This is a genomic window from Streptococcus infantis, from assembly GCF_047465035.1.
Taxonomy (GTDB): Bacteria; Bacillota; Bacilli; order Lactobacillales; family Streptococcaceae; genus Streptococcus; species Streptococcus infantis_T.
On sequence record NZ_JASHAQ010000007.1, the window covers coordinates 53,379 to 66,441 of the forward strand.

The 13,063-nt window shown below is 42.1% G+C and carries 11 protein-coding genes and 2 other annotated features; of the genes, 9 read left to right on the forward strand and 2 right to left on the reverse strand.

Annotation, left to right across the window (positions count from 1 at the left end; all coding sequences use genetic code 11):
* The first annotated feature begins 10 nt into the window (after nt 1–10).
* Together QM406_RS04660 and QM406_RS04665 are read left to right on the forward strand one after the other, a co-directional pair.
* Nucleotides 11–1,492, forward strand: coding sequence for a UDP-glucose--hexose-1-phosphate uridylyltransferase (locus QM406_RS04660; protein ID WP_414273545.1), 1,482 nt, complete (start codon nt 11–13; stop codon nt 1,490–1,492).
* A 69-nt stretch (nt 1,493–1,561) separates the two neighbouring features.
* Complete coding sequence (locus QM406_RS04665; protein WP_006152721.1) at nt 1,562–1,966, forward strand: PaaI family thioesterase; 405 nt, start codon at nt 1,562–1,564, stop codon at nt 1,964–1,966.
* 63 nt (nt 1,967–2,029) lie between these two features.
* Here the strand turns inward: QM406_RS04665 and QM406_RS04670 are convergent, their stop codons facing one another.
* Together QM406_RS04670 and QM406_RS04675 are read right to left on the reverse strand one after the other, a co-directional pair.
* Nucleotides 2,030–2,416, reverse strand: coding sequence for a bleomycin resistance protein (locus tag QM406_RS04670; protein ID WP_049548163.1), 387 nt, complete (start codon nt 2,414–2,416; stop codon nt 2,030–2,032).
* A gap of 11 nt (nt 2,417–2,427) precedes the next feature.
* Nucleotides 2,428–3,255, reverse strand: a complete 828-nt coding sequence (locus QM406_RS04675; RefSeq protein ID WP_414273546.1) for an exodeoxyribonuclease III — start codon at nt 3,253–3,255, stop codon at nt 2,428–2,430.
* A 262-nt stretch (nt 3,256–3,517) separates the two neighbouring features.
* Here QM406_RS04675 and QM406_RS04680 point away from each other — a divergent pair, with 262 nt between their 5' ends.
* The 7 genes from QM406_RS04680 (at nt 3,518) to QM406_RS04710 (ending at nt 13,057) form a co-directional block, all read left to right on the forward strand.
* Entirely contained in the window at nt 3,518–5,263 is a 1,746-nt protein-coding gene (locus QM406_RS04680) for an ABC transporter ATP-binding protein (protein WP_414273547.1), read from the forward strand.
* Nucleotides 5,253–6,995 carry an ABC transporter ATP-binding protein gene (locus QM406_RS04685; protein WP_414273548.1) on the forward strand — a complete coding sequence of 581 codons (1,743 nt, stop codon included), beginning with the start codon at nt 5,253–5,255 and terminating at the stop codon, nt 6,993–6,995. The genes QM406_RS04680 and QM406_RS04685 overlap by 11 nt, the downstream gene beginning before the upstream one ends.
* A gap of 106 nt (nt 6,996–7,101) precedes the next feature.
* Complete coding sequence (locus QM406_RS04690) at nt 7,102–7,794, forward strand: sugar transferase (protein ID WP_301559471.1); 693 nt, start codon at nt 7,102–7,104, stop codon at nt 7,792–7,794.
* Between the two features lie 38 nt (nt 7,795–7,832).
* Nucleotides 7,833–9,059 (forward strand): DegT/DnrJ/EryC1/StrS family aminotransferase, encoded by a 1,227-nt coding sequence (locus tag QM406_RS04695; protein ID WP_414273549.1) that lies wholly within the window; start codon nt 7,833–7,835, stop codon nt 9,057–9,059.
* Nucleotides 9,060–9,119: 60 nt separating this feature from the next.
* Nucleotides 9,120–9,350, forward strand: a binding site (T-box leader).
* Nucleotides 9,351–9,412: 62 nt separating this feature from the next.
* Complete coding sequence (gene trpB / locus QM406_RS04700; protein WP_414273550.1) at nt 9,413–10,591, forward strand: tryptophan synthase subunit beta; 1,179 nt, start codon at nt 9,413–9,415, stop codon at nt 10,589–10,591.
* Nucleotides 10,582–10,814 (forward strand) — a binding site (T-box leader). (Overlaps the previous gene by 10 nt.)
* Before the next feature lie 318 nt (nt 10,815–11,132).
* The gene (trpE, locus tag QM406_RS04705) at nt 11,133–12,494 is read left to right on the forward strand and encodes an anthranilate synthase component I (RefSeq protein WP_414273551.1); all 1,362 of its coding nucleotides are present in this window, start codon (nt 11,133–11,135) and stop codon (nt 12,492–12,494) included.
* On the forward strand, nt 12,491–13,057 hold the full coding sequence (locus QM406_RS04710; protein WP_414273552.1) for an aminodeoxychorismate/anthranilate synthase component II: 567 nt from the start codon (nt 12,491–12,493) through the stop codon (nt 13,055–13,057). The genes trpE and QM406_RS04710 overlap by 4 nt, the downstream gene beginning before the upstream one ends.
* Nucleotides 13,058–13,063 lie beyond the last annotated feature (6 nt).

Consider the following 13,063-nt stretch of genomic DNA (forward strand, 5'->3'; position numbering starts at 1 on the left):
AGGTTTTCTAGTGACCTTAGTAGAAACATTTGTTACCAAAGTCATTGCAGAAAGTACCTTTGAAGAGTTGGATCGGATTTATCTGACTAATCGTGTCTTGGCTTTGGTTGGTGAAGGAATTTTTGACGTTGAGACTGATCAGGACAACTTGATTGATCTCAAAGACCATCTTGTCGAGGAAGCCGTTCGATTGGAAACAATTGAAGATAGTCAGGCTGCGCGTGAGATACTAGGCGCTGACCTCATAGACTTGGTAACCCCTTGTCCAAGTCAGCTTAATCGTGACTTTTGGGATACCTATGCCCAGTCACCAGAGCAGGCGATTGCGAACTTCTACCAACTCAGTCAGAAGAATGACTACATCAAACTAAAGGCTATCGCAAAGAATATTGCTTATCGTGTTCCGTCTGACTACGGTGAATTAGAGATTACCATCAATCTCTCTAAGCCTGAAAAGGATCCAAAAGAGATAGCGGCAGCTAAGTTGGTCAAGTCGAGTAACTATCCTCAATGTCAGCTCTGTATGGAAAATGAAGGTTACCATGGTCGTGTCAACCATCCAGCTAGAAGCAACCATCGCATTATTCGTTTTGATATTTCTGGGCAGGAGTGGGGCTTCCAGTATTCGCCTTACGCTTACTTTAATGAGCACTGTATTTTCCTAGACAGCAAGCATCGTCCTATGGCTATTAGTCGCCTAAGTTTTGAACGTTTGTTAGCAATTGTGGAGCAATTTCCAGGCTACTTTGCTGGTTCGAATGCTGATTTACCAATCGTGGGTGGTTCCATCCTGACCCACGATCATTATCAAGGTGGTCGTCATGTTTTCCCAATGGAAGTGGCTCCTATTCAGAAAAGCTTTACCTTTGCAGGTTTTAAAACTGTTAAAGCAGGGATTGTTCAATGGCCTATGTCCGTCATTCGACTAACTTCAGATTCTAAAGAGGATTTGACAGAACTAGCGGATAAAATCTTACTGGCTTGGCGTCAATATTCTGACCCAAGTGTACAGGTCTTGGCAGAAAGTAATAGAACACCACATCACACTATCACACCGATAGCCCGTAAGCGAGATGGGCAGTTTGAGTTAGATTTGGTCTTGCGGGACAATCAAACATCTCCAGAGCATCCAGATGGTATCTATCATCCCCATAAGGATGTTCAACATATCAAGAAGGAAAATATCGGCTTGATAGAGGTTATGGGCTTGGCAATCTTGCCACCACGCTTGAAGGAAGAAGTGGAGCAGGTAGCGGCTTACCTAGTAGGAAAGGATGTTTCCGTAGCAGATTATCACCAAGAATGGGCAAATGAGTTGAAAGAATCCCATCCTGGATTGACTGACAAAGACCAAGCTCTTAATATCGTCCAAGAATCTGTTGGAAAAATCTTTGCTCGAGTTTTGGAAGATGCAGGAGTTTACAAGCAAACAGAAGAAGGACAAGCTGCCTTTATGCGCTTTGTGGAGCTGGTTGGTATTTTGCCCGAATAAGTGCTTGTCTCTTGCGTAGAGTCTTGAAAAGTAGTATCATAGTGTCGTTTGAAATATCAGGAGGAACGTATGAAAGATTTTCACTTTGACGCTATATCTGCCTTTGAAAATTACGAAATTGAAAAAATGAGAGACGGTCACGTGGTGGTGACAACAAAAGTAGTGGACTCCTCACTCAACTACTATGGGAATGCCCATGGAGGCTATCTATTTACCCTTTGTGACCAAATCAGTGGTCTTGTGGTGATTTCGCTAGGATTAGACGGGGTGACACTCCAGTCTTCCATCAACTATCTGAAAGCTGGAAATCTAGGGGATGTTCTCACTATCAAAGGAGAATGTGTCCACCAAGGACGGACCACTTGTGTCGTCGATGTTGACATCATTAACCAAGATGGCCGAAATGTCTGCAAGGCAACCTTCACCATGTTTGTCACAGGACAACGATCTGAAGATAGACAGGTGAGGATATAGGAAACAAAAAAAGAGGCATATGCCTCTTTTTTTATTACTTTTCCACTCTAGTGCTGTGTTATACTATTCACTAAATCTTAAAAAATAGCCATCTGGATCTAAAACTGCAAATTCATGGGGATAGATATATTGTTCATCAACACGAAATTCTCTTTTGGTCAATGGACGATGAATAGGATAGTTAGACTCGATTACTTTCTGATGGAGTCTAGGGACATCCTTGATGCCAAAGGAGATATTGACACCACGCCCGAAAGGATAAGTCAGTTGGGATAATTCTTCTGCGTTGCCTTCTTCTAGCATAAGTTGGCAGTCTTCAAGCGAAAGGAAGAGAAATTTTTCCTCTGGACGCTCGTATTCGACAGAGAATCCCAATAAGTCGCAGTAGAAGTGACGCGATTTCTCGATATCCGATACGACAAATTCAGGGATGACAGCTTGATAGTCCATTCGTTTTCTCCTTAGAAATCAATCTCCATGACAATCGGTGTATGGTCTTGACGGGCACCGGAGTCAATCATGTCTGACTTGGTAATCTTGTCTGCTACACGGTTACTTGTGAGCCAGTAGTCGATTCTCCAGCCTGTGTTGTTGATTTTTGAAGTCTTGCTGCGTTGTGCCCACCAAGTATAGCGTTCTGGCACATCGCCATGGATATGGCGGAAGGTATCTGTAAATCCTTTGGCTAAAAGGTTTGTAAATCCTTCACGTTCTTCGTCTGTAAATCCTGGTGAACGGCGGTTGCTGGCGGGGTTAGCAAGGTCAATTTCCTTGTGGGCAACGTTGTAGTCTCCGGTTGCTAGGACAGGTTTTTGCTTGTCTAGTTGAGCCAAGTACTCTGCATATTTGACATCCCAGACTTGACGTTCTTCCAAACGTTTGAGCCCATCTCCAGCGTTTGGTGTGTAAACTTGAGTCACGAAAAATGTATCAAATTCTAAAGTAATGATACGTCCTTCAGAGTCCATGGTAGAAGGTGCACCGATTTCTGGAAAGCTGATGCTTGGAGTTAGTTCTTTCTTGTAGAGGAACATAGTTCCAGCATAGCCTTTACGAGCAGGTTCTTGAGAGGAACGCCAAGTATTTTCATATCCAGGGAAGAGTTCTTCTAACACCTCGAGGTGTTTTTTAGTAGGCCCTGTAGCTGAAAGCTTGGTTTCTTGGATAGCGATAATATCGGCATCTTCGGCTACCAAGGTTTGGAGGACATCTTGTGATAATTTCGCACGCGCAGAGTCACTCGTCAACGCTGCATTGAGGGAATCAATATTCCATGAGATTAGTTTCATAGTGTGTACCTTTTCATTCAGATTATAGACAATATTATACCAGAAAAAGAAGCAATTCCCCAGCGTATAGTTTGAAAAATCCAGGTCAATCCTTTATAATAAAGAATGATTTATGTAAAGGATTGAAAATAAATGAAATGTTACTCCTTTGAGTATCTTTATCGCTAAATATGACAAAGTTTAAGTTAGTATCATCACCTATGAATAGGAAAAACCTGAGGCAGTCGCCTCAGGTTTCCATTTGTTATTAGAAAGGAATTTTATGTCCATCATCCAAAAACTCTGGTGGTTTTTTAAATTAGAAAAACGCCGTTACCTAGTTGGAATTGTAGCTTTGGTTTTGGTTTCTGTACTAAACCTCATCCCACCTATGGTCATGGGGCGCGTAATCGATGCCATTACTTCGGGACGATTAACACAAGATGACCTCCTGCTCCATCTCTTTTATCTCCTGCTGGCAGCTTTCGGGATGTATTATCTGCGTTACGTTTGGCGTATGTATATCCTAGGGACCTCCTACCGACTTGGACAAATCATGCGTTCAAGACTATTTGAACATTTTACAAGGATGTCTCCCGCTTTTTATCAGAGTTATCGGACTGGGGATTTGATGGCTCACGCAACCAATGATATCAATGCTCTGACTCGTTTAGCAGGTGGTGGTGTCATGATGGCAGTGGATGCCTCTATCACAGCCTTGGTGACTCTCTTGACTATGCTCTTTAGCATTTCTTGGCAGATGACCTTGGTTGCCATTCTGCCCTTGCCATTTATGGCCTATGGGACTAGTCGTCTGGGGAGAAAGACCCATAAGGCTTTTGGCGAATCCCAAGCAGCCTTTTCTGAACTTAATAATAAGGTTCAAGAATCTGTATCAGGTATCAAGGTAACCAAGTCCTTTGGCTATCAGTCTGATGAATTGGCATCTTTCCAGGAAGTCAATGATTTGACCTTCCAAAAGAATCTGCAAACCATGAAATATGATAGCCTCTTTGACCCCATGGTTCTACTCTTTGTTGGTTCTTCTTATGCCTTAACTCTCTTAGTCGGTGCCTTTATGGTGCAAGCGGGACAAGTAACCGTCGGAAATCTGGTTACCTTTATCTCTTACTTGGATATGTTGGTCTGGCCTTTGATGGCTATTGGTTTCCTCTTCAATATCACTCAAAGAGGGAAAGTTTCTTACCAACGTATTGAGAGTCTTTTGTCTCAAGAATCACCTGTCAAAGACCCAGAATCTCCACTTTACGGGATTGAAAATGGACGCTTAGACTATGCCATTGATCGTTTTGCCTTTGAAGACGAAGAAACGTTGAGAGATATACATTTTAGTCTCGAGAAGGGGCAAACCTTGGGCTTGGTTGGGCAGACTGGTTCAGGAAAAACAGCTCTGATTAAGTTGCTCCTACGTGAGTATGATGTCGACCAAGGGGCCATTTATCTAAATGGTCATGATATTCGTGACTATCGACTAGCTGACTTGCGTAGTTTGATGGGATACGTCCCACAGGACCAATTTCTCTTTGCCAGCTCTATCCTAGATAATATCCGCTTTGGAAATCCTGACCTGCCTTTCTCAGAAGTAGAGAAAGCAACCAAACTGGCTCAAGTCTATCAAGATATTCAAGCCATGCCCCAGGGATTTGATACAGTTATTGGTGAAAAAGGTGTCAGTCTATCTGGTGGACAAAAGCAACGTCTGGCTATGAGTCGGGCTATGATTCTAAATCCTGATATCTTGATTTTAGATGATTCCTTATCGGCGGTAGATGCCAAAACAGAGTTCGCTATTATCGATAATCTCAAGGAAACTCGCAAGGACAAGACAACCATTATCACTGCCCATCGACTCAGTGCAGTTGTCCATGCGGATTTGATTTTGGTTATGCAAAATGGCCGCATCATTGAACGAGGCAGACATGAAGACTTACTAGCCTTGGATGGTTGGTACGCACAAACCTACCAGTCACAACAATTAGAAATGAAAGGAGAAGAAGATGCGCAATAAACAAGCACAATGGGCTGTATTGAAACGCTTGTTGTCCTATCTCAAGCCCTATGGTCTCCTAACCTTTTTAGCACTCGCCTTTCTCCTTACGACGACTGTTATCAAGAGTATCATCCCCTTGGTAGCTTCGCACTTTATCGACCAGTATCTAAACAACCTTAATCAGCTTGCTATTACAGTTCTGCTAGTTTACTATGGTCTCTACATTCTTCAAACCATTGTCCAATATGTAGGGAACATACTCTTTGCGCGCGTGTCCTACAGCATCGTTAGAGATATTCGACGTGATGCCTTTGCCAATATGGAGAAGCTAGGCATGTCTTACTTTGATAAAACGCCTGCAGGTTCTATTGTCTCTCGTTTGACAAATGACACCGAAACTATCAGTGATATGTTTTCGGGAATCTTATCTAGCTTTATCTCGGCGGTCTTTATCTTTGTGACAACCCTTTATACCATGCTCGTTTTGGACTATCGTCTGACAACTTTAGTATTGCTCTTTCTACCCTTGATTTTCCTTTTGGTCAATCTCTACCGTAAAAAATCTGTCAAGGTCATTGAAAAAACCAGAAGTCTACTGTCAGATATTAACAGTAAGCTGGCAGAAAATATCGAAGGGATTCGTATTATCCAAGCCTTTAATCAAGAAAAACGCCTGCAAGAAGAGTTTGATGAGATAAACCAGGAACACCTAGTCTATGCTAATCGTTCAGTAGCCTTGGACTCCCTCTTTTTACGTCCGGCTATGAGTTTACTGAAGCTGTTGGGATATGCGGTGTTGATGGCTTACTTTGGCTATCGCGGTCTTTATCTAGGAATCACGGCAGGAACCATGTATGCCTTTATCCAGTATATCAATCGTCTCTTTGATCCCCTCATCGAGGTGACACAGAACTTTTCTACCCTTCAAACATCCATGGTTTCAGCAGGTCGTGTCTTTGCACTCATCGATGAATCCAACTATGAACCGGCCCAAGAAAATGCACAAGCGGAGATTAGAGAAGGAAATATCCGTTTTGAACATGTGTCCTTCTCTTATGATGGAAAACACCAGATTCTCGATGATATTTCTTTTACGGTTAATAAAGGTGAAACCATCGCCTTTGTCGGGCATACTGGCTCTGGGAAATCTTCTATCATTAATGTTCTCATGCGCTTTTATGAATTTCAGTCTGGTCGAGTTCTCCTAGATGGAGTGGATATTCGTAAGTATAGCCAAGAGGAATTGAGAAAAAATATCGGTCTGGTTCTACAGGAACCTTTCCTCTATCATGGGACCATCAAGTCCAATATCGCTATGTACCAAGATATCAGCGATGACCAGGTTAAGGTTGCGGCAGAATTTGTCGATGCAGATTCTTTCATTCGGGATCTTTCATTAGGCTATGATGCCCCTGTATCTGAGCGTGGTTCGAGTTTCTCTACTGGACAACGTCAACTACTTGCCTTTGCTAGAACTGTTGCCAGTCAACCGAAAATTCTGATTTTGGATGAAGCGACAGCTAATATTGACTCTGAAACAGAAGCCTTGGTCCAAAATTCCCTAGCCAAGATGAGACAGGGCCGGACGACCATTGCCATCGCCCATCGTCTTTCTACCATTCAGGATGCTAACTGTATCTATGTTCTAGACAAGGGACGAATTATCGAGAGCGGCACACACGAGGAACTTTTAGCCCTGGGAGGTACCTATCACAAGATGTATAGTTTACAAGCAGGAGCTCTATCCTAAGGAAGAATTCCTTTAAAACACAGATTTCTTGCACTGCCTCTTTCATTTTGTGGTATAATGTAGAATGTTAATAAAGATTATATATAAAAAACAGAGGAGAATGTGCATGCTGAAATGGGATGAACTACCTCAAGAAATGCAATTAAGCGAGGTAAAACCATACTACCAGCTTGTGTCTAGAAGAAAAGGCTCACTGATTTTCAAGCGTTGTCTAGATTTGTTTCTAGCCGTAGTCTTGTTAATATTGACCTCCCCCTTATTTCTAATTCTAAGCATTTGGATCAAGCTAGATAGCAAAGGTCCAGTTATTTACAAGCAGGTGCGGGTAACCCAGTACAACCGACATTTCAAGATTTGGAAATTCCGGACCATGGTGACGGATGCGGATAAGAAAGGAAGTCTAGTAACTTCTGCCAATGACAGCCGCATCACTAAAGTTGGAAATTTCATTCGCCGTGTTCGTTTGGATGAACTTCCACAATTGGTCAATGTTCTCAAAGGAGAGATGTCCTTTGTGGGAACTCGTCCAGAAGTACCACGCTATACTGAGCAGTACAGCCCTGAAATGATGGCTACCTTGCTCTTGCCAGCAGGGATTACATCGCTTGCCAGCATTAACTATAAGGACGAGGATGCCATTATCAGTCAAATGACTGCAAAAGGTATGTCGGTCGACCAAGCTTATGTCGAAAGAGTCCTTCCAGAAAAGATGCACTATAATCTAGCCTACCTACGTGATTTTAATTTCTTCGGGGATATCAAGATCATGTTCCAGACTGTATTTGAAGTTTTAAAATAAGTAATCACAAGAGTGAATACAGTAAAAGGAGTAAATCAATGCCAAATTACAATATTCCATTTTCACCACCCGATATTACAGAAGCAGAAATTGCTGAAGTAGCAGATACCCTCCGCTCTGGTTGGATCACAACAGGTCCAAAGACAAAAGAATTGGAGCGTCGTCTATCTGCCTATACTCAGACACCTAAGACAGTCTGCCTCAACTCTGCAACAGCAGCCCTTGAATTAATCTTGCGCGTGCTTGAAGTGGGTCCTGGTGATGAAGTTATCGTTCCAGCTATGACCTACACAGCTTCATGTAGCGTCATCACTCACGTAGGTGCGACACCAGTGATGGTTGATATCCAAGATGATACCTTTGAAATGGACTATGACAAGCTTGAGCAAGCAATTACTGAGAAGACAAAGGTTATCATCCCAGTTGAACTTGCAGGGATTATCTGTGACTATGACCGTTTGTTCCAAGTTGTTGAGAAGAAACGTGACCTCTTTACAGCTACTAGCAAGTGGCAAAAGGTCTTTAACCGTATTGTGATTGTATCTGATAGCGCCCACGCTTTGGGATCAACCTATAAAGGACAAGCAGCTGGTTCAATCGCTGACTTCACATCATTCTCTTTCCACGCGGTTAAGAACTTCACAACTGCTGAGGGAGGAAGTGCGACCTGGAAAGCAAATCCAGCGATTGATGATGAAGAAATGTATAAAGAATTCCAAATCCTTTCCCTTCATGGTCAAACAAAAGATGCTCTTGCCAAGATGCAACTAGGCTCATGGGAATACGATATCGTAACTCCTGCCTACAAGTGTAATATGACAGATATCATGGCTTCACTTGGTTTGGTTCAGCTAGATCGTTATCCTGGATTGCTTCAACGTCGTAAAGAAATCGTGACTCGCTATGACCGTGGATTTGCGGGAACTCGTATCCATCCATTGGCGCATGAGACAGATGCAGTTGAATCTTGTCGTCACCTCTACATCACCCATGTAGAAGGTGCTAGTCTCGAACAACGTAATCAAATCATTCAAGAATTGGCCAAGGCAGGAATTGCAAGTAATGTTCATTACAAACCGCTTCCGCTTTTGACAGCCTATAAGAATCTTGGTTTCGATATGGCAGATTATCCAAAGGCTTATGCCTTCTTTGTAAACGAAATTACACTGCCACTTCACACGAAATTAACGGATGAAGAAGTAGAATATATCATTGAGACTTTTGTCAAAGTTTCTGATGAAGTTCTAAGTGCTTCACAAAAATAATTAAAAAAATTAGTAAAAAATTAGTGAAAACGGTTGACAAAGAAAAAACAATAACATATAATTAACTCAACAAATCAGAAAAGTAATTATTTTTAATCTTCAGGGAGCCTGTGGTTACTGTGAACAGGTGGTTGGAACTAGTGAAATTGGGCTGATTTTAAAAGTGAATTTGAAACAATGAAAATTCGGTAGGCACACCTTACAGTGCAACTTGTTGTTAGACAAGGCAGAGATGTAAGGGGGATATTCTCTTTACAATTGAGGTGGTACCGCGTTACGAACGCCCTCACATGGAAATAGATTCCGTGTGTGGGCTTTTTCTTATCTTGAAAACAGTAGAAAAGAGGAATCTTATGACAACAAAAGGATATTTCGGACAATTTGGTGGTAGTTTTGTACCAGAACCAATTCAGGCTTTATTAGATGAGTTGGAAGTGACTTTTGATAAATACAAGGACGATCCAGAATTTTTGGCAGAATATCGTCATTACTTGAAAGATTATTCAGGTCGTGATACTCCGCTCTATTTTGCAGAAAGTTTGACGGATTATCTAGGTGGGGCTAAGATTTATCTCAAACGTGAAGATCTTAACCACCTTGGGTCACACAAACTTAACAATGTCCTTGGACAAATCCTTCTTGCTAAACGCATGGGTAAAAAACGTGTGATTGCAGAGACAGGAGCTGGTCAGCATGGTGTTGCGACAGCTGCAGCTGCAGCTAAATTTGGTATGGCTTGTGATGTCTACATGGGGGCAGAAGATGTGGAACGTCAACGTCTCAACGTCTTCCGTATGGAGATGATGGGAGCAACTGTTCACGCAGTTGAAACTGGTACTCGTACCCTCAAAGATGCGGTAGATGCAGCCTTTGGAGCATGGATGAATGATCTTGAAGCCTTCTACGTTTTAGGATCTGCTGTAGGACCTCACCCTTATCCAACGATTGTTCATGAATTCCAAAAAGTGATTAGTGAAGAATCTCGTCGTCAAATCTTGGAAAAAGAAGGACGTCTGCCAGACTACGTTATTGCCTGTGTAGGTGGTGGTTCTAACGCAATCGGTGCTTTTTCACAGTATGTAGCTGATGAAGAAGTTAAATTGGTTGGGGTAGAAGCTGCTGGTCACGGTTTAGATACTGACAAACACGCGGCAACAATGACCAAGGGTAGTGTTGGTATCGTTGATGGAATGAAGACTTATGCAGTTTTTAAGGAAGATGGAGAGCTCGCGCCAGTTTACTCTATCTCAGCAGGTTTGGACTATCCAGGGGTTGGTCCAGAACATGCCTTCTTTAAAGATTCTGGTCGAGTAGAATATGTAGCAGCGACAGACGAAGAAGCAGTTCAAGCTTTACTTTTACTTAGCAAGACAGAAGGAATCATCCCTGCTATTGAAAGCTCACATGCTATCGCTGAAGCAGTCAAACGCGCACCAAAACTAAGTAAAGATGAGATTATCATCATCAATGTCTCTGGTCGTGGAGACAAGGACGTAGCTGCCATTGCAGACTACCTTGAAGCTAAAAAATAAAAGATGGAAAAATTATAGCTGTTTCTCTCTCAGAGAGCTTGTGGTTGCTGAAAACAAGCAGAGTAAGCTGTAAGGTTGGGTCCATCTGAAAATGAGAGAAGAAAACATGATTCTCAAGGGAGTGCCCTTTATCGCACAACCTGTTACAGGAGCTATCTGAGACAGGAATGAGAGATAGGAGAAATCCTATAATTGAGGTGGCACCGCGAATTTCGTCCTCACGCAAGTTATTTTGCGTGGGGATTTTTATATATTTTTCGTAGATATGGCTATCAGTTTTAAATTATGCTTCATCACTAGATAGATTTCTATAAAATATTTGCGAGCGAAGTGAGCATTGAACCGCTATTTCCCGCCATAGTGGTATCCTAGAGAAGCAAAGCTGCTTCTCTAGGACGGAATTTTTGAGACATATGGCTCAAAAATTAGGGATGAAATTTCGGAGAAAGTTGCTCCCGTCCGCACTATTTAAGGGAAATAGAAAAAAGATAAAAAATTAACACTAAAGACCATAAAATAAGGAACTGAAAGGGAAATTACAATGGAACGAATCATTCATGGAGATGTTTTATCACCAATCTTGGCTTATATGCGCTTAAATGGACAACACAAGGTTATACTTGAAAGTATCCCAAGAGAAAAGGAAAATGCTCGATTTTCTATTTTGGCTTATAATCCAGTTTTTGAGATTAAGTTCGAAAATGGAGACCTATATCAAAATGGGCAGGTGATTGATCGTGACCCCTTGGATTTCCTTTATGAGGTGACTTATAAGAGCCAGCACCATTCAGACCTACCTTTTGGTGGTGGAACCATCGGCTTTGTTGGTTACGACATGATTTCTCTCTATGAAGAAATTGGTCAGCTTCCTGAGGATACGATTGGGACACCAGATATGCATTTCTTTGTTTACGAGAGTTATATGGTATTTGACCACAAGAAAGAAAAAATTCATATCATCGAGGATACTCTTTACAGTGATCGAAGCAATGAAGAACTAGAAGCGGCTTTGGATCAAGTTTTAGAGGAGTTAAAAATCCCTGCTCCAAATGAATTTGAAGATTTGGACGTTTCTCCACTTCAGTTTAGACCACATATTGCACCTCATAAATTTGAAGAAATGGTAGAAACAGCTCGCGACTTGATTCGCAATGGAGACATGTTCCAATGCGTGCTTAGCCAGCGCTTCTCCGCAGAGGTAACCGGAAATCCTTTTGACTTCTACAGAAATCTTCGCGTGACCAATCCATCGAATTACCTCTATTTCTACGATTTTGGAGATTATCAAATCATCGGTGCTAGTCCTGAAAGTTTGGTTTCTGTTAAAAATGGCATTGTAACAACCAATCCGATTGCCGGTACGCGACCAAGAGGGGCTACGGATGAAGAAGACAAGGCTTTGGCGACAGATCTACTTTCTGATGAAAAGGAGACGGCAGAACACCGAATGCTAGTGGACCTAGGACGCAATGATATCGGTCGAATTGCTGAAACAGCAAGTGTCCAAGTAACAAAGTATATGGAAGTGGAACTTTTCCGCTATGTCATGCATTTGACTAGCGTAGTAAAAGGACGTTTGTTACCAGAACTGACTGCCATGGATGCCTTGAAAGCGACTCTTCCGGCAGGAACAGTATCGGGGGCACCAAAAATTAGGGCCATGAAACGCATCTATAAATTAGAAACAGAGAAGCGAGGCGTCTATGCAGGAGCTATCGGTTACCTTTCAGCAACTGGAGATATGGACTTCGCCATTGCAATTCGAACCATGATTCTAAAAAATAAAACAGCCTATGTGCAGGCTGGAGCAGGAATTGTTTATGATTCTATCGCTCAAAACGAATACCAAGAAACGATTAATAAAGCTAAATCTATGACTAGAATGGGAGAACTAAGACCATGATTTTATTGATTGATAATTATGATTCATTTACCTATAACTTGGCTCAATACATTGGGAATTTCGCAGAAGTTCAGGTTTTAAGAAATGATGATCCAACCCTTTATGAAGAAGCTACAAAGGCAGATGGACTGGTCTTTTCTCCTGGTCCAGGTTGGCCAGCTGATGCTGGGAAGATGGAAGAAATGATTCGTGATTTTGCAGGTAAGAAACCGATTCTAGGGATTTGTTTGGGACACCAAGCCATCGCAGAAGTCTTTGGTGGCAAGTTGGGATTGGCTCCAAAAGTCATGCATGGTAAGCAGAGTCAGATTCGATTTGAGACTCCTTCAGTTCTCTATCAAGGAATCGAGGACAATCGCCCAGTCATGCGTTACCACAGTATTTTAATTGAAGAGATGCCAGAAGAGTTTGAAGTGACAGCTCGTTCGACAGATGACCAAGCCATTATGGGGATTCAACACAAAACCTTGCCGCTTTATGGCTTGCAGTATCATCCAGAAAGTATTGGAACGCCAGATGGCCTATCTTCTATTCAGAATTTTATCGAGAAAGTTGTAAAGTGAGGAACA

Bases quoted from the DNA above. Each gene is read 5' to 3' on its own strand.
- QM406_RS04685 (WP_414273548.1), top strand. From the start codon at position 5,253: ATGCGCAATAAACAAGCACAATGGGCTGTATTGAAACGCTTGTTGTCC.
- QM406_RS04680 (WP_414273547.1), top strand. From the start codon at position 3,518: ATGTCCATCATCCAAAAACTCTGGTGGTTTTTTAAATTAGAAAAACGC.
- QM406_RS04690 (WP_301559471.1), top strand. From the start codon at position 7,102: ATGCTGAAATGGGATGAACTACCTCAAGAAATGCAATTAAGCGAGGTA.
- QM406_RS04675 (WP_414273546.1), bottom strand. From the start codon at position 3,255: ATGAAACTAATCTCATGGAATATTGATTCCCTCAATGCAGCGTTGACG.
- QM406_RS04710 (WP_414273552.1), top strand. From the start codon at position 12,491: ATGATTTTATTGATTGATAATTATGATTCATTTACCTATAACTTGGCT.
- QM406_RS04695 (WP_414273549.1), top strand. From the start codon at position 7,833: ATGCCAAATTACAATATTCCATTTTCACCACCCGATATTACAGAAGCA.
- trpB (WP_414273550.1), top strand. From the start codon at position 9,413: ATGACAACAAAAGGATATTTCGGACAATTTGGTGGTAGTTTTGTACCA.
- trpE (WP_414273551.1), top strand. From the start codon at position 11,133: ATGGAACGAATCATTCATGGAGATGTTTTATCACCAATCTTGGCTTAT.
- QM406_RS04670 (WP_049548163.1), bottom strand. From the start codon at position 2,416: ATGGACTATCAAGCTGTCATCCCTGAATTTGTCGTATCGGATATCGAG.
- QM406_RS04665 (WP_006152721.1), top strand. From the start codon at position 1,562: ATGAAAGATTTTCACTTTGACGCTATATCTGCCTTTGAAAATTACGAA.